Source organism: Rhodococcus sp. OS5, from assembly GCF_056837585.1.
The window spans coordinates 234,112-250,263 of sequence record NZ_CM166368.1 but is presented as its reverse complement, the minus strand read 5'-3'; the positions used below and the strand labels follow the sequence as shown (position 1 = coordinate 250,263).

The 16,152-nt window shown below is 63.0% G+C and carries 13 protein-coding genes; 2 read left to right on the top strand and 11 right to left on the bottom strand.

The genetic code is table 11. The features are described 5' to 3' along the window. Positions 1-195: 195 nt before the first annotated feature. From ACVZUB_RS01185 to glf, 6 genes are all read right to left on the bottom strand, one after another. Complete coding sequence (locus ACVZUB_RS01185) at positions 196-1,206, bottom strand: alpha/beta hydrolase (RefSeq protein WP_007731818.1); 1,011 nt, start codon at positions 1,204-1,206, stop codon at positions 196-198. A gap of 331 nt (positions 1,207-1,537) precedes the next feature. Continuing rightward, the gene (locus ACVZUB_RS01180) at positions 1,538-3,457 is read right to left on the bottom strand and encodes an arabinofuranosyltransferase AftB family protein (RefSeq protein WP_064073592.1); all 1,920 of its coding nucleotides are present in this window, start codon (positions 3,455-3,457) and stop codon (positions 1,538-1,540) included. Beyond that, positions 3,435-4,340 (bottom strand): decaprenyl-phosphate phosphoribosyltransferase, encoded by a 906-nt coding sequence (locus tag ACVZUB_RS01175; protein WP_003943808.1) that lies wholly within the window; start codon positions 4,338-4,340, stop codon positions 3,435-3,437. The genes ACVZUB_RS01180 and ACVZUB_RS01175 overlap by 23 nt, the downstream gene beginning before the upstream one ends. Then, entirely contained in the window at positions 4,337-4,870 is a 534-nt protein-coding gene (locus ACVZUB_RS01170) for a phosphatase PAP2 family protein (RefSeq protein ID WP_003943893.1), read from the bottom strand. Before ACVZUB_RS01170 ends, ACVZUB_RS01175 begins: the two co-directional genes overlap by 4 nt. Then, complete coding sequence (locus ACVZUB_RS01165; protein WP_058038051.1) at positions 4,851-6,764, bottom strand: glycosyltransferase; 1,914 nt, start codon at positions 6,762-6,764, stop codon at positions 4,851-4,853. Before ACVZUB_RS01165 ends, ACVZUB_RS01170 begins: the two co-directional genes overlap by 20 nt. Beyond that, entirely contained in the window at positions 6,761-7,975 is a 1,215-nt protein-coding gene (gene glf, locus ACVZUB_RS01160) for a UDP-galactopyranose mutase (RefSeq protein WP_007731822.1), read from the bottom strand. The genes ACVZUB_RS01165 and glf overlap by 4 nt, the downstream gene beginning before the upstream one ends. Positions 7,976-8,179: 204 nt before the next feature. On the opposite strand from glf, the gene ACVZUB_RS01155 reads away from it, so the two are divergent. After that, positions 8,180-9,100, top strand: a complete 921-nt coding sequence (locus ACVZUB_RS01155; protein ID WP_051649533.1) for a VOC family protein — start codon at positions 8,180-8,182, stop codon at positions 9,098-9,100. On the opposite strand, the gene ACVZUB_RS01150 is transcribed toward ACVZUB_RS01155, so the two are convergent. From ACVZUB_RS01150 to ACVZUB_RS01130, 5 genes are all read right to left on the bottom strand, one after another. Beyond that, entirely contained in the window at positions 9,066-9,536 is a 471-nt protein-coding gene (locus tag ACVZUB_RS01150) for a MarR family winged helix-turn-helix transcriptional regulator (RefSeq protein ID WP_021342452.1), read from the bottom strand. The genes ACVZUB_RS01155 and ACVZUB_RS01150 overlap by 35 nt on opposite strands. A gap of 9 nt (positions 9,537-9,545) precedes the next feature. Beyond that, positions 9,546-10,469 (bottom strand): MBL fold metallo-hydrolase, encoded by a 924-nt coding sequence (locus ACVZUB_RS01145; RefSeq protein WP_064073660.1) that lies wholly within the window; start codon positions 10,467-10,469, stop codon positions 9,546-9,548. A 110-nt stretch (positions 10,470-10,579) separates the two neighbouring features. Beyond that, positions 10,580-11,731, bottom strand: coding sequence for an acyl-CoA dehydrogenase family protein (locus ACVZUB_RS01140; protein WP_064073593.1), 1,152 nt, complete (start codon positions 11,729-11,731; stop codon positions 10,580-10,582). A 2-nt stretch (positions 11,732-11,733) separates the two neighbouring features. After that, positions 11,734-12,915, bottom strand: coding sequence for a thiolase family protein (locus ACVZUB_RS01135; RefSeq protein ID WP_007731825.1), 1,182 nt, complete (start codon positions 12,913-12,915; stop codon positions 11,734-11,736). Positions 12,916-13,003: 88 nt separating this feature from the next. After that, positions 13,004-14,407 (bottom strand): amino acid permease, encoded by a 1,404-nt coding sequence (locus tag ACVZUB_RS01130; RefSeq protein WP_007731826.1) that lies wholly within the window; start codon positions 14,405-14,407, stop codon positions 13,004-13,006. A gap of 171 nt (positions 14,408-14,578) precedes the next feature. Here ACVZUB_RS01130 and ACVZUB_RS01125 point away from each other — a divergent pair, with 171 nt between their 5' ends. Then, the gene (locus ACVZUB_RS01125) at positions 14,579-16,072 is read left to right on the top strand and encodes a PucR family transcriptional regulator (RefSeq protein WP_482628082.1); all 1,494 of its coding nucleotides are present in this window, start codon (positions 14,579-14,581) and stop codon (positions 16,070-16,072) included. Positions 16,073-16,152 lie beyond the last annotated feature (80 nt).

Sequence of the window (16,152 nt, the reverse complement as noted above, 5' to 3'; positions counted from 1 at the left end):
AGCCAGACCCCCGTTGAAACTATTTCTACACGCAAACGATCCCCGCTTGGGGTAGCCGCGCTGTTACTGGTGGTGCAATTGTTACTGACATCGGGCGCTTGTGCAGCACCTGAATACACAAGTGCCGTCCCGGTTCTCCTTCGAGGAGTCCGGAACGGCACTGGTGAAGTGACTAGGTCACGGGATCGCGCACGATCACCAAGCGTTCATGGTGTCGAGGATCTGGCCGCGAGCCTTCCACAGCTCTGCCGACCAGTACGGCCACGAGTGCGTGCCGTTGGACGGGAAGCTGTAGGTGGCCGGGATACCCAGCGAGTTCATGCGGATCTGGAATGCACGGGTGTTGACCAGGGCGAGAGCCTCGAGGCCCATGCCGTTAGCCGTGTTGTAGTAGTCGATCGGTGCGCGCGGGTGGTCGTATTCACCGGGCAGGCCGCTTGCCGACGAGATGTACATCGACAGGCCCTGCAGACGCGGTGCGAAGACGAACGGGTCGTTGCGCAGCCAGGACGGGCTCCACGGCGGTCCCCACATGGAGTCGACGTTGAAGCGACCGGCATCGAGCATTGCGACGCGGATTGCCTCGCGCATGCCCGGAGCCGAGATGTTCAGGTAGCCCGACAGCGAGCCGGCGAACTTGAACTGGTCACGGTGGTAAGCAGCCAGCGTCAGAGCAGCGCTGCCACCCATCGAGAGGCCGAGGACCGCGTTGTTGGTGGGCGAGACGCCGTAGTTCGCGAGGAAGTTGGGCAGTTCTTCGGTGAGGAAGGTTTCCCACTTGTACGTGATCTGCTGGCCGTTGAAGTTCGACGGTGCATACCAGTCGCTGTAGAAGCTGGACTCGCCGCCGACGGGCATCACGAGAGTGATGTTGTCGTTGCGGTACTGGTCCATCGCATTGGTCTCGAAGCTCCACGCGTTGGCGTCGTTACGCGCACGCAGGCCGTCGAGGAGGTAAAGGGCAGCGTTTCCGCCGCGAGCGGCCCACTGGACCTGGACCTTGATGTTGCCCATCGAGGAGGGCACCCACAGCTCGTCGTATCCGCCGGAGGGGGCGGTGTGGCTGGGAGCAGTGTGCGCAGGCGCAGCAGAGGCGACAGCACTACCGGCAACTCCTGCAGCAAGGGGGAGCACAAGTGCTGCGGCACCGATGGCCAACGCTCGGTGCTTGAGGCGCTGGGTCAGCCTCTTTCTGGCAAAACGCATGGATACTGCTCTCTCTCTTCGTCTGCGGAACCCACTCGGTGGAGTGGTTCCGGCGGATTCCGTCGGGGAACAGGCTTTTCTGCCAGCCCGAACGAGTTCGGGTCGGCAGCGGACCTCTTCCAAGTCACACTGCGCTCGCTGGACTTTATGTCACAGGTTCAGCTGTGACAAATAGGTGGACCGTTACGTCCCAATCCGCGAGCAACACCGTCATCACCCCTCGGGGGTGATTCAGGTTAGGTGAATCGTCTTCGAGTACATCGTGGCCAATCAATTCGGTGTTACTGAATCGAAATATTCAAACCCTCAACAGTCGGTGATGCTGATCACATCACCTGGGTGACTCCGGTGGAACGAGACCGCAGCGTTCCAATTCGTAGGCCGGAACCCGGTCGAATCGGTACTTCGCGAAGTCGAATGCCTGCTGGAAGTTCTGTTTGAATCTGGCCCAGGTCAGCTCGGAGCGGTACGACGTGAGTAGCTCCTGAGTTTCCGGGCAGGTGATGGCCAGCTTTGCGTCCGCAACCCAGTCTTCGTCGAGGAAGAACGGCAGCCACGGTCGAACGTCGATCATTCCCGTGTCCGCGACCACCCAGTCCGGATAGAGATTCTTGTCGTGCCCGATCCGGCCGTCCTCGAGTCGCTCGGTGTGAGCTGCCAGGGGATACGCCAGCCCCATCTGATCGAGCACCCGAACGTCGAGGCCGACGTTCATGCTCGTCATTCCGAGGTTGAGGAAGAAGACGACGTGCTCGGCCGGCTCGTCGATCGGTCCGGGTGGTGGGACGACGAACCAGGAGTCGTAGCTCGCGGACGGCAGCAGCAGCCCACCCTCCGGAGTCCGCGCGATGGTCTCGACCATGGCACGCATTCGCGGATAGTCGAGGTAGTCCTCGGCCAGGATCGGATGCTTGTGACCGGTGTTGAGTGCGTAGAACGCTCGCTCGTCGACGATTCCCGAGCGACCCACCACGGATCCTTCGGGCATACCCGTCGTGTTCGCGGCGAAGAAGGCCCAGATGATCGTGCCGATCCACAGCACCGCCGAGACTCCGAAGATCGCGGTGTCGCGATTACTTCCGAACGCGGCCCGCGCCGGCACCCGCAACGGAATGACCGCCACCGGGATGAGCAGGCAGAACAACACCGGCAACAGGACGCGGCCGTGCATGAAGTCGCCGCCGACGCGCAGAGAGTAGATCCCGAGGATCAGCCCACTGCCGAGAATGAAGGTGACAATCGCCCGCGGCGTGCGCAGAAACTGCTGAAAGCGCTGCCACAGCGGGCGTGCGGGTTGATCTGCGGTAGCGGTAGGTGTGTCCGCTCGGCTTCGCCACACGAGCAGCAGCGCACCGATGAGCAGGAACAGCAACGGTAACCAGAGCAGGTACGGCCCGACCAGGTTCCACAGGTACGCAAAACCCTGCGCCCACTTCGCGCCACCGGCGTCCTTCGACACCGCGGTGTTCGGGTACGGCAAGGCGTAATAGCCCATTCGCCAGATCTGATAGCCCACCGGGACAAGTCCGGCGACGACGACGATCAGTGTGCGAATCTTCCAGGTCAGGCCTGCGGAGAGAACGATCATCATCAACGCGGCAGCACCGGGAATCGCCATCTCGGGTCGAACCAGTGGTCCGAGTCCGGCCACGAACGAGAGAGTCAGGATCGACGCCGTGGACGGCGTCGACGCCTGCGCCCACCGAACGAGCAGTACCCACAGGAGCGCGATCCAGAAGATCACCAAGCATGTCTCGAGCCCGGAAGTGGCGAAATCTCGCGCAGGCGGAACCGCGATGTAGACGAGAACACCTGCCGGTACCAGCAGGATCGTTCCGCCCGCCGACGGCCGAACGCCGCGGTACAGACGACCGGTGCCGAGCATCGTCAACACGACGGCAGCAGTCGAGAGTACGAGCGCGATCGTCAGAACAACGTATTCGAGACGGATCTGCGTGAGCCAACTGAACGCGTAGACGATGTACGTCCACGCGGTACTCGTGTTCGCCTCGACACGCTCACCCGCGTTGAAGACCGGGCCGTTCCCCGCGAGCAGGTTGCGAACGGTTCGCAAGACGATGAGTCCGTCGTCGGCGATCCAGCGACGCTCCCACGCACCCCAGAACATGAGGGCAGCAGCAAGCACCACCCCGCCGAGAAAAACTCCTCGACTGAGGGTGGTGCGATTCGCCGCAGTGTCGACGTGCGGGTCGGCCTCGGTGCGTGGCTCAGACGAGGTAGACAGCGACACCCACTACTCCGATCCACGCAATCGCGAGGAGTTGCAGCACCCGGTCACCGAGCGCGATCTCCTCAGGCTCTCCGGCTTCGCCGCCGTCGACGTCCACCGCGTATCGCAGCACCGCGATGGTGAACGGCACCATCGAGATGGCGTACCAGTTGGTGCCCTTGATGGCGTCCTGCTGGAACGCCCACAGTCCGTAGCAGAGGACCAGCGTCGTCGCTGCCATCGTCCACACGAAACGCAGGTACGTCATCGTGTAGCTCTCGAGGGACTTACGGATCTTCGCGCCGGTCTTCTCGGCCAACTGCAGTTCGGCGTAGCGCTTGCCTGCCGCCATGAAGAGTGAGCCGAACGCCATCATCAGCAGGAACCACTGCGAGAGATCGATCTCGGCGGCAACGCCACCGGCGATCGCTCGAAGCAGGAAGCCGGACGAGACGATGCAGATGTCGATGACGGCCTGATGCTTGAGACCGAAGCAGTAGGCGAGCTGGATGACGATGTACACGCCCATGACCACGGCGAGTTGCCAGTTGGCCAGGAAGGACAGCCCGATCGCACCGGCAAGCAGCACGACTGCCATGCCGTAGGCGATGTTGACGGGTAGAACTCCGGCCGCGATGGGACGGAATCGCTTCGTGGGGTGAGCACGGTCGGCTTCGACATCCATCGCGTCGTTGACGAGATAGATGCCTGATGCCGCCATACAGAACACGACGAACGCCAGCGCGACGGGCAACAGCACGTCGGCTTCGGTGGCGGTTCCGGCCGCGATGGGCGCTGCCAGCACAAGGACGTTCTTGACCCACTGACGTGGGCGAAGCGCCTTGACGATGCCGGCGGGCAGGGACTTCGGGGGTCCGCTGACCGTAGCCGGTTCCTCGCTCATTTATCTCCACATTTCTGTTCGGCTCTGGCTTCTTCGACCCGGCGAACTACCGCCGCGGATGCGGCTCCCAGTGCCGCTCCGGCGAGTACGTCGGTCGGGTAGTGAACTCCCAGGACCAGACGCGAGAGCATCATCGGGGGCACCAGCAACGCCGGTAAGGGTAGCCCGGTGAGCCGACCGATCAGCACAGCCGCCGCCGTCGTCGACGTCGCGTGTGATGACGGGAAGCTGAGCTTGCTCGGTGTCGAGACGTTGACCTGCACCGAAGGATCGGAAGGTCGCTTGCGCCTGACCACTCGTTTGATAACCACGGAGGCGGCGTGTGCACCGAATGCTCCGACGGCTGCTCCGGCCCATTCACGTCGACGCGGCTTGTCCACAGCAGCACCGACGGCAGCGATCGCGATCCACCCGAGGGAGTGCTCACCGAAGTGAGACATACCGCGGGCGACCTTGACGGCTCCCGGCAGCTGCCCGACGGTCGACTGAATCCCGGCCAGAATCTGTACTTCAGGAGATGCCGAAGACACGTTCCCACCTTTCCGTGCTGGTCAGTGAAGGAACGGCGTCCTGGTACTGCTTCTTGAGCTCGGGGAAACGGGCGGCGAGTTCGCGGCGCAACCGTGTTGCTTCCTTGAGCAGTTCGAGCGCGAGTTTCGGGTTTCGCTTGCGGTAGACGACGCCGCGACCGTCGGCCGTGGTGACGGTGACGCCGTCGACCTGCGAGAGCAGGAACCAACGGGCGTCGATGGTCGGAACATTGAGCTGAGGGCGCTCGAGGTGTTCCGGCTTGGCCGGCTTCACGTTGTGCACTCCGGCCCTGAGGACCCGGGTGATCTTCGCGACGGTCGACAGCGGCAGGCTCACGTCTCCGACATCCGCACCGGAGGGCAGCGGCAACGCAGTCGACGACGGCAGTACGACGGCGTCGGAGAATTCCTTGCGCTGGGCGTGGACCTCACCGAGTGCCGTCGGCAGCATGTTCGCGACGTGCTCGGGTCCGGCGAGGAAGTCCGCGATGGCCTTGTTCTGGATCGCGACGGTGGAGTACTCGAGGCACAGCAGGTGCTTGAGCGTTGCCTTCACCGTGTTGACCACGAGGCCACGGCCGTTGCCCGGCATGTGGAGCGCGGCCACCACCAGACGGTTACGGAGGTGGAAGTACGCCTGCCAGTCGATGGCGTCGTCCTTGTCGCTCCACGCCATGTGCCAGATCGCGGCACCGGGCAGCGTGACGGTCGGGTATCCGGCTTTCTTTGCGCGCAAACCGTATTCGCAGTCGTCCCACTTGATGAAGAGCGGTAGTGGCTGCTTGATTTCTTCGGCGACCTGGCGCGGGATCATGCACATCCACCAGCCGTTGAAGTCGACGTCGATGCGGCGGTGCAGGAGTTTCGATTCGCGCAGCGGCTTCTTCGAGAAATCGTGGTCGTATTCGACGTTCGGTGCCGCGGTCCACATGAAGATGCCGCGGTCGACCACTTCACCCATCACGTGGAGGTGGCTTCGTTCCTGCAGGTTGAGCATCTGCCCACCCACCAGCATCGGCGACTTCGCGAAACGCGAGAACGAAAGCGCACGCAGAATCGAGTCCGGTTCGATCTCGATGTCGTCGTCCATGAACAGGATGTGCTGGCACTGCGTCGTCTTGAGTGCCTCGTACATGATTCGGCTGTATCCGCCCGAGCCGCCGAGGTTGCCCTGATCGTGAATGGCGAGCCGATCACCGAGCGCTGCAGCAGCTTCGGCGAATCCGGGTTCGTCACGCACCTTGCGGGTGCCCTGATCCGGCATGATGACGGCCTTGATCACGTCCGACACCAGCGGATCCGAAGCCAGTGCAGCAAGCGCCTTGACCGCGTCGTTCGGACGGTTGAACGTCGGAATACCAACGGCGACAGTCGCTTCGCCGGGAGCCTCGACGGGCGCGTACCAGCCGCCGCTCTCGACGACCACTGCCGTATCGGTGGTGATGTCGAACCAGATCCAGCCACCGTCCTCGAACGGCGCCAGTTCCACCTCGAACTCGACCGCAGCATCGCCGTCGGCAAATTCCTTGCCTTCCACGTGAATTCGCGAGGAATCCGCCTTGGAACGGTAGATGTCGACGCGGCCGTGGCCGGACAGCTCGAGACGAAGGACCACCGATTTCAGGATGGACCATCGACGCCAGTAGCTGGCAGGGAACGCGTTGAAGTACGTGGCGAACGAGACCTCGGTCTCGGCGCCGAGCGCTACCGACGTGCGCGAGGTCGAGTGCGCCCGCCGACTGTTGGACCAGGACTCTTCCAAGTACAACGTGCGGACGTCGAGCGGCTCACCGGCGCGGGGCAGGATGATCCGCTGAAGCAGGGACTTGCCGAGGTAGGTCACCTCGTCGCCGCTGACGGCATCTTCGCCTTCGAGTAGATGACGTGCGTTCATTCGCTCTCCCCTGCCAATTCCGCACCCGTTTCGAGATGCGGGCGCAGGGTGTTCTCGAACATCGTCAGCGCGCTGGCGATCGCCATGTGCATGTCCAGGTACTGGTAGGTGCCGAGACGCCCACCGAAGAGGACCTTGTTCTCCGCGGTCTCCTTCTTGGCGCGTGAGCGGTACGCGGAGAGCTTCTCGCGATCCTCTGGAGTGTTGATCGGGTAGTACGGCTCGTCCTTCGCCTCCGCGGCACGTGAGAACTCACGCATGATGACGGTCTTGTCGGTCGGGTACTCGCGCTCCGGATGGAAGTGACGGAACTCGTGGATACGGGTGAACGGCACGTCGGCGTCGTTGTAGTTCATGACCGGGGTGCCCTGGAAGTCTCCGGTGGGCAGAACCTCGGTCTCGAAATCGAGGGTGCGCCATCCCAGTGCACCTTCGGAGTAGTCGAAGTAGCGGTCGAGCGGGCCCGTGTAGATGACAGGGGCGTCGGGGCTGGCGGTGCGCAGTTCGTCGCGGACGTCGAAGTAATCGGTGTCGAGGCGGACCTCGATCTTCGGATCCTTCGCCATGTTCTCGAGCCACGCCGTGTAGCCGTCGACGGGCAGGCCCTCGTACGTGTCGTTGAAGTAGCGGTTGTCGAAGTTGTAGCGGACCGGCAGGCGGCTGATGTTCGCGGCGGGCAACTCGGTGGGGTCGGTCTGCCACTGCTTAGCTGTGTAGTCACGCACGAACGCTTCGTAGAGCGGGCGTCCGATCAGGGAGATCGCCTTCTCTTCGAGATTGGAGGCGTCCTTCGAATCGATCTCGCTGGACTGTTCGGCGATGAGGGCGCGTGCTTCTTCGGGAGTGAAGTACCGACCGAAGAACTGCGACACGAGACCGAGTCCCATTGGGAACTGATACGCCTGCCCCTTGTGCAGCGCAAAGACGCGGTGCTGGTAGTTCGTGAACTCCGTGAACTGGGTGACGTAGTCCCAGACCTTCTTGTTGGAGGTGTGGAACAGGTGGGCACCGTACTTGTGGACCTCGATGCCGGTCTCCGGCTCTGCCTCCGAGTATGCGTTTCCCCCCAGGTGGTGACGGCGATCCAGCACCAGCACGCGCTTACCCAGCTGGGTAGCGGCACGCTCGGCGATGGTCAGCCCGAAGAATCCCGAACCGACGACGATCAGGTCGTACTGGGCACGGGCGGTCTCTGAATTTGCAGCGGTCACGATGAACCAGGGTATCGGACCTGTTCGGAAGCCGAGGGTTGGATGCGTCACCAGGGACTATGGCCCTCGTTTCCTGATTCAGCATCACTGGCGGCTGCCACTCACAAATTGCTTGGCAAAACCAACGATTGTCTTGCCAATCATTGGTCACACTGCTTATATTTTGGGAACAGCAACCATCAAGTGCATTCGAGGGAGATCATCGTGATCCAGGAACTGTCGTATATCGGAGTCGCGTCACCCAGGGCTCAGGACTGGAGAAAGTACGGAACCGGACTTCTGGGCGCGAAACTGTCACCAGACGGGCCGGATGGCGCAATCCGGCTCGCAGTAGACGACGTCAACTATCGAATTGCCGTCCACCCCGGCAAGGTAGACGAATTCCTGTACGCCGGTTGGGCAATGGCCAATGAATCCGATCTTCACTCGTTCGCCGCGCACCTCGACCGGAGCGGCATCATGCTGCACGACGGCAATCCCGACCTGCTCGCCGAGCGGCAAGTCGCCGAACTCGTGTGGTTCACCGACCCATGGGGAACTCGACACGAGATTTCGTGGGGAAAGGCATCGACGCCACTGTCGTTCACACCGGGTCGTGTCATGCGCGGCGGATTCGTGACCGGAGATCAAGGCCTGGGCCACATCGTTTTACAGGTACCGAATATCGAGGAAGCCAACAAGTTTTACGTGGATGTGCTGGGTTTCCGACTATCGGACCGGATCACCAACGACCAATTCACCGTGCGCTTCTATCACGTCAACGGGCGTCATCATTCACTTGCGCTGGCCGAATATCCCGGCCACGTCGGATTCAACCACCTCATGCTCGAAGTCGAATGCATGGACGATCTCGGACGCCTGATCGATCTTCTCGACAGCCACGACACCGAGGTCATGCAAACGCTGGGGCGCCACACCAATGACCTGATGACGTCGATCTACATCGGCAGCCCGTCCGGTCTGCAGATCGAGTACGGGTTCGGTGGTCTCACCGTTGACGATCTGAGTTGGGTGGCAAGAACTTACAACCAACCGAGTTACTGGGGCCACAAGCGTCCAGCCGAGACGAGCAAAAGAGTACCCGGAATCATCAGGCCTCTGACGGCCGCGCCGTCGGCCCCGTGAGCTTGGCGGATACGACCGTCAATGTCTCACGTTCCTGATCGGTCAACGACTCGAAGACCTCTTGCTCGACGGCGTCGAGGGCCGCATCACCCTCGATCAACTTCGCTACTCCGGAGTCCGTGATCGATACGACCTGCCTACGCCGATCAGATTGATCACGTTCGCGCACAACGTATCCCGATTCCTGCAGACTGTCGAGATAGGCAACGATGTCACCGGGGTCGACCACCACTCGGGAAGCAAGCTCCTTTTGATGGCATGGGCCGAGTTCATCGAGTGTGCTGAGAATGGCGTGATGATTGGGCAGCAGTCCGACGCGAGACAAAGCCTCCGCGTACGACTGCCTCACGCGGAGTGCGGCTTTGACCAAGCCGTATCCGATCCGACTCGAAAGCGGCCTGCCGGAGAGCGATGGCGTCGATTCGGTCGCAGGCATTGGCCCATTCTATGCAGGCCTCGCAACATATATCGAAGGTGCCATCGGGCGATCGTCCTCGTTCAACCGAACCGTGATCGGTTCGTCGACCGGAAAGTGTGCGGGAAGTAGAAGCAGTCCCTCCGACGCGCAGCGTTCGAGAAGTTCGCGGCGGGTGACCCTGGCGATCTCGGGATCCGCGTCGCCGCCCTGGCTGAGGTCCGGGTACAGAAACTGGATCGGATGGTGGATCACGTCGCCGGCGATGACGGCGCCGCCGTCGGCAGTGCGGATCTCGATCACGATGTGCCCCGGCGTGTGGCCGGGCGCGCTGCGAACGACGACGCGTGTGCCTTCGGACTCGGCCAGGACGTGGCCGTCGTCGACCGCCTCCCACTTCGCCCCGTCCAGAACGGGACGGACGCTGTCCTCGAAGGTCTGCGCCAGATCCGAGACCACTCCTTCGTGTGGACCGTCGGCGGCGAGTTGTTCGAGCGCGGCCAGCTCGGTGCGATCGAAAATGTAGGTCGCGCGGGGGAAGGTAGGCCGCCAGGTTTCGGCGTCGAGGGCGGTGTTCCAGCCACAGTGGTCAGGGTGCAGATGTGTGCTGACCACCAGATCGACGTCGTCGACGGACACACCGGTGGCTGCGAAGCGTGAGAGGTAGTCGGTGCCGAACATGTGATGCGGCAAGAGGTTCGGCCGGTGCTTGCTGTTTCCGTTGCCGGTGTCGACGACGACGGCCTTGCCGCCGATCTCCACCAGGTAGGTGTGGATGGCAAGTACGAGGTCACCGCTATCCGCGTCGAAGAACGCCGGTGCCAGCCGCGCCGACGCGTCCTCTATCTCCGCCTCACCCGCGTGCGGAAAAAGCTCTCGCGGCGGAAACGGCCAGTGCGCCAGCTCTGTCAGTTGGGTGACGCGCGCCGACCCGACGTCGATGGTGAAGCTCATCAGTGTTTGCCTTCCGAACAGCTCGATACCGCTTGTGGGCACACACAAAGGCACCCACCGAAATGCTCGGTGGGTGCCTGGTCGGTGTCAATGGTTTTCGACGCCGGTGATCAAAGACTCTTCGCGATGATGCCCTTCATCACTTCGTTGGCGCCGGCGTAGATCTTCTGGACGCGGGAGTCTTCGTACATGCGCGCGATCGCGTATTCACGCATGTAACCGTATCCGCCGTAGAGCTGCACGCACCGGTCGACGACGGCGCATTGCTGCTCGGTGAGCCAGTACTTGACCATCGCGGCGTCTGCGCCGTCCAGCTCGCCGTTGAGGTGATCCTCGATGCAGTTGTCGAGGAAGACACGGCAGGTGCGTGCGATCGTCTGGCACTCGGCCAGCTCGAAGGCGGTGTTCTGGAACTCGAAGAGGCTGTGCCCGAACGCTTGACGCGCCTTGGTGTATGCAACGCTCTCCTCGACTGCACGCTCGATGGTGCCGATGGCCTGCGCGCCGATGATGAGGCGTTCCTGCACCAGCTGCGCCATCAACTGACCGAAGCCGAGCCCCTCGGACTCACCGAGGAGGTTCGAGACGGGAACGCGAACGTCGGTGAAGGACAGCTCCGACGTATCTGCGCCGTGCTGACCGACCTTGTCGAGCACGCGGCCGACCGCAAAGCCTTCGCAGTCACGAAGATCCACGATCAGGAGCGAGACACCCTTGGCGCCCGCCTTGGGGTCGGTCTTGACGGCAAGCACGATCATGTCTGCGCTGCCACCATTGGTGATGAAGGTCTTCGACCCGTTCACGACGTAGTGGTCACCGTCACGGATCGCGGAGGTGGTGATTGCCTTGAGGTCGGAACCTGTTCCGGGCTCGGTCATTCCGATGGCGCCGAGGATTTCGCCCGTCGCCATACCTGGCAGCCAGGCCTTCTTCTGCTCTTCGCTTCCGTATTCGAGCACGTAGTGGGCGACGATGCCACTGTGCACGGAGTTACCGAGCGCATAGTCACCGCAGTAGCCCTGCGCCTCGAAGACAGCGAGATCGTGCGCGAAAGTTCCACCGCCCCCGCCGTATTCCTCGGGAATCGAGCAGCACAGCAGACCGAGCTTGCCGGCTTCGAGCCACACGGACCGGTCGACGCGATGCTGAGCGTCCCACTGCTCACGCTTGGCGATCAGTTCACGATCGAAGAAACCACGGGCCAGTTCGGCTACTGCGGTGATCTCGTCGTCGTGCCACGACGGCTTGCGCTTGGTCGCCATGATCAGACCCGCTTCAGCAGGGCAGCGAGTGCCTGACCGCCGCCGATGCACATGGTGACGATGCCGAATTCGAGGTCGCGGCGAACCATGTCGCGCGCGGCACGCAGGGTGAGGATGGCTCCGGTGGCGCCGACCGGGTGTCCGAGGGCGATCGCTCCGCCGTACGGGTTGGTCTTCTCCGGATCCAGGCCACTGTCACGGATGACGGCGATGGCCTGCGAAGCGAACGCCTCGTTGACCTCGGCGGTGCCGATGTCGGACGGCTTCAATCCTGTTTGTGCAAAGAGCTTTTCGAGAGCGAGCACGGGAGCGTAGCCCATCAGGCCGGGCTCCATGGCTGCCGTCGTGACGGTTTCGAGCGTGACCAGTCCGGTGAGACCACGCTTGGCTGCCTCGGTGCCCGTCGCGAGGACGAGTGCGCCGGCGCCGTCGTTGATGCCCGACGCGTTACCGGCGGTGACGGATCCGCCCTCTTCGAATGCGGGGCGCAGCTTGGCGAGGGTTTCGACGGTGGTTCCGGGCTTGGGATGCTCGTCCTCGGTGACGGTGACGGAGCGCCGACCACCGGTCTCGACGGGAGTGATTTCCTCGGCGAATGCCGCCTTCGCTGCGTCGGTAGCGGCGCGGCGCTGAGATTCGACGGCGAACTCGTCCTGCTGCTCGCGACTGACGCCGTACTTACGGGCGACGGCTTCGGCAGTGCGGCCCATGTGAGCCTTGCTGAACGGGTCGGTGAGCATCGCGACGGTGCCGTCGACGAGGCTGCGATCGCCGAGCTTGTAGCCCGAGCGGGCGGCGAAGTCGTAGAAGGGCATGCGAGACATGCTCTCGTCACCGCCGGCGAGCGTGATGGCAGCTGCACCCCATCGCATCTGCATCGCCGCCGACCACACGGCCTGCAGGCCGCTGCCACAGAGACGGTTGACGGTGTAGGCGGGGACGTTCTCGGGCAGTCCGGCGGCGATGCCGACGCGGCGTGCGTTGTAGGCGTCCGGGCCGACCTGGCCGATGCAGCCCATGACGACCTCGTCGATGTCTTCGGGCGCAACGCCGGCGCGGCTCAGCGCGGCCTTGGCTGCTGCGGCGCCCAGCTCGTGTGCGGGTACGTCCTTGAAGACGCCGCCGAAGCTACCGACGGGGGTCCTGGCCCCGTCGACGATGACGATCGGTTCGGGTGTGGTCATGATTGTCCCCATCTGCTGTGCTCACGTCGATTTCTGTCCGTGGCCGATACTAGGACATCGAAGTATCTCGCAGATGGGGACGTTGGTGTCAGGGTGTGGGAGCGCTCTCGGCGACGGGCACGACCTCGGCGTCGGTGTCTTTGTGGTTCCGGTAGCGGTAGAGCCCGATACCCACGAGGATCGCTGCAAGTCCCAGGGACACGATCATCTGGCTGCGCGTCGAGTCCAGGGTGAGCATTCCGATGCAGAGCGCGATGATGGCGGCGATCGTGGCGTAGGTCAGGTACGGGAAGAACCACATCTTGAGTTCCAGCTCCTGGCCCGAAGCTTCGAGCTTGCGGCGGGTGCGCAGCTGGGACACCGAGATGACCAGCCAGACGAACAGCGCGATCGCACCGGAGGAGTTGACCAGGAACAGGAAGACCTTGTCCGGGGAGAGGTAGTTCATGCCGACGGTGAGGAAGCCGACGATCGTCGAGACCAGGACAGCGCGCATCGGGACGCCGGTCTTCTCGATACGTGAGAGCGACTTGGGGGCGTCGCCGCGGCCGGCGAGGGAGAAGATCATGCGGCTCGCGGTGTAGAGACCCGAGTTGAGGCAGGACAGAACCGACGTGAGGACGACGACGTCCATGATGTTGCCCGCGGCCGGAATGCCGTAGGAGTCCATGACGGCGACGTACGGGCTGAGTGCAACCGACGCGCTGTCCCAGGGAAGCAGGGTGACGACCACCGCGATCGAGCCGATGTAGAAGATGAGAATTCGCCAGACGACGGATTTGACGGCTGCGCGAACAGCTTCGAGCGGGTTGGCCGATTCACCGGCGGCGATCGTGGCGATTTCGGCCCCGAAGAACGAGAACACGACCACAAGGACTGCGGCGAGCATCGCTCCTGTTCCGTTCGGCAGGAAGCCGCCGTGACCGGTCAGGTTTGTCATTCCGGGTGCTTCGACGCCGGGCATCCATCCGCAGATCGCCACGATGCCCATGCCGAGGAACGCGATGATGGCGACGACCTTGATGGAGGCGAACCAGAACTCGAACTCGCCGAACGACTTGACCGAGATGATGTTGGTCAGCGTCAGCACGATCATCAGAATCAGAGCCCAGGTCCACTGAGGAACGCCGGGGACCCAGCGATTCATGATGAGGGCACCGGCGGTGGCCTCGATGCCGAGCACGATGATCCAGAACCACGCGTACAGCCAGCCGATCGAGAAGCCCGCCCAGCGGCCGATGGCCTTGTCGGCGTACGAGGAGAACGAGCCGGTTTCCGGCGACGCTGCCGACATCTCACCGAGCATGCGCATCACGAGGATGACGACGACGCCGGCAAGCGCGTAGGAAATCAGGACACCGGGTCCCGTCTCCTGGATCGCCACACCGGAGCCGACGAACAGTCCGGCGCCGATGACGCCTGCGATCGCAATCATCGACAGATGCCGCTTCTTCAGCGTGTGCTGAAGTGCCGGCTGGTCTGTACTGGACATCAGTACTCCTTGTGGGCTGTTCGGAACGTGGATCTCGGTGGCGCTCTATCCGGAGCGCATTTTCGATAGCGCCAGTGTCGGACCTTCGGCAAGCTCGCGTCAGGCTCCACTTTGTACAAACGTGACCGCAGGCACTACAAAGTGGCGAGTTCGAGGTGTCAGACTGGACTCATGCCCATCACGCTCCGCCAGCTTTGTGCGACCGAACAGTTCGGCCTTCGCGTCCTGGCTGGGCACGACCAGCTCGATCGCACCCTGACCTGGGCACATGTCTCCGAACTTCCCGACCCGACGCCCTTCCTCGACGGCGGTGAACTACTACTCATCACCGGGGTGTCACTACCGACGACGGCCGCGGAAACGACCCGATTCGTACGGACCCTGGTGGCGGCCGGAATTGCCGGAATCGGTTTCGGAACCGGCCTCGGATACGAGCAGGCGCCACAGACTCTGGTGGATGCGGCCACCCGTTTCAGTGTGCCCCTTCTCGACGTCCCATTGCGAACACCTTTCATCGCCCTGACCAAAGCGGTGTCGAAGGCGGAATCCGACGACGACATGAAAGCGCTGCGCAGCAATTACCAGAGCCTGCGGCGACTGCTTCAAGCTGCGGTGACGGTCAACGGCACCCGGGCAGTCGTACGACGGGTGGCGGAATTGATCGGCGGATGGGCGGCTCTGCTGGACTCGGCCGGACATACCGTCGAGATCTCACACACCGCCGCGGCCGCCGGAATCGAGCGAACTGCCCCCGAGCGCGACGCCCGCCCGATGGAAGTCAGTTTCCTCACGAGTGAGAACGAGGACGTCATCTCCCATCCGCTGCTGACGTCGAGGGGAAAGCTGATGGGGTACCTCGTCGCCGGCTGCCCCGGCGCCGTCGGTTCACTGAATCAGGGCATCGTCATCGCAGCCGCGTCTCTGCTCACGTTGATGACGGCTCGAACCCGAGACGCACAGCTGACGATGAACCACCTTCGTACCGTTGCGATGCATCAGCTGTTCGAGGGACAGAATGCGCTCGCCCGCAACATCTCCGGGGAACTGTGGGGAGGATTTCCGGTCGAGCCTTTCCAGGTCTTCCACGTAGCGGGCCCGAGTGGCCTGCTCGAGAGCGTGTCCGTCTCACTGCTCGATGGTCTCAGCCGCGATCTGGCGTTCGGCATCACCGACGGTGCACTGATTGCCGTCGTCTCGGCTACCGACAGCGGGCGAATCCTCGCCCGTGTCAACGAAATCGACGTCACCGTCGGCGTGTCGGACATGCTGTGGTGGGACGATCTCTCGCGCGCCAGACGCCAAGCCGCGCAGGCAGCAGCCGAGGCCGGTGCCCGCAACCTGCCTTCGATGCGGTTCGCCGAACTCTCGGAGAGCGGATTGTCCGCATTTCTCGACCAGGATCGCTCGACGGCATTCGCGGCGGCACACTTGCGCCCGCTTCTGGAAGCGAAGGGCGGTAGCGATCTCTACCGGACCTTGGCCATGTGGTTGGCACACAACGGGGTAGGCGACGCCGCAGCCACAGCGCTGAATATTCATCGGCATACGTTGCGCAGCAGACTCGCTCGGATCGAGAGCCTTCTCCAGCTCGACCTCGGCTCCCCCACGGAACGTGCGGAGTTGTGGCTCGAGTACCGCCTGCTCGGCGACGCCCCGACCATCTGACCGACAACCAACGAACCCTGAACGACCTGAAGGGCCTCCGCCGGGTTACGGCAGAGACCCTTCAGAGTCGATACGTGCGA

Bases quoted from the DNA above. Each gene is read 5' to 3' on its own strand.
- ACVZUB_RS01185 (WP_007731818.1), bottom strand. From the start codon at position 1,206: ATGCGTTTTGCCAGAAAGAGGCTGACCCAGCGCCTCAAGCACCGAGCG.
- ACVZUB_RS01175 (WP_003943808.1), bottom strand. From the start codon at position 4,340: ATGAGCGAGGAACCGGCTACGGTCAGCGGACCCCCGAAGTCCCTGCCC.
- ACVZUB_RS01165 (WP_058038051.1), bottom strand. From the start codon at position 6,764: ATGAACGCACGTCATCTACTCGAAGGCGAAGATGCCGTCAGCGGCGAC.
- ACVZUB_RS01150 (WP_021342452.1), bottom strand. From the start codon at position 9,536: ATGCCTGCGACCGAATCGACGCCATCGCTCTCCGGCAGGCCGCTTTCG.
- ACVZUB_RS01145 (WP_064073660.1), bottom strand. From the start codon at position 10,469: ATGAGCTTCACCATCGACGTCGGGTCGGCGCGCGTCACCCAACTGACA.
- ACVZUB_RS01140 (WP_064073593.1), bottom strand. From the start codon at position 11,731: ATGGCGACCAAGCGCAAGCCGTCGTGGCACGACGACGAGATCACCGCA.
- ACVZUB_RS01135 (WP_007731825.1), bottom strand. From the start codon at position 12,915: ATGACCACACCCGAACCGATCGTCATCGTCGACGGGGCCAGGACCCCC.
- ACVZUB_RS01130 (WP_007731826.1), bottom strand. From the start codon at position 14,407: ATGTCCAGTACAGACCAGCCGGCACTTCAGCACACGCTGAAGAAGCGG.
- ACVZUB_RS01125 (WP_482628082.1), top strand. From the start codon at position 14,579: ATGCCCATCACGCTCCGCCAGCTTTGTGCGACCGAACAGTTCGGCCTT.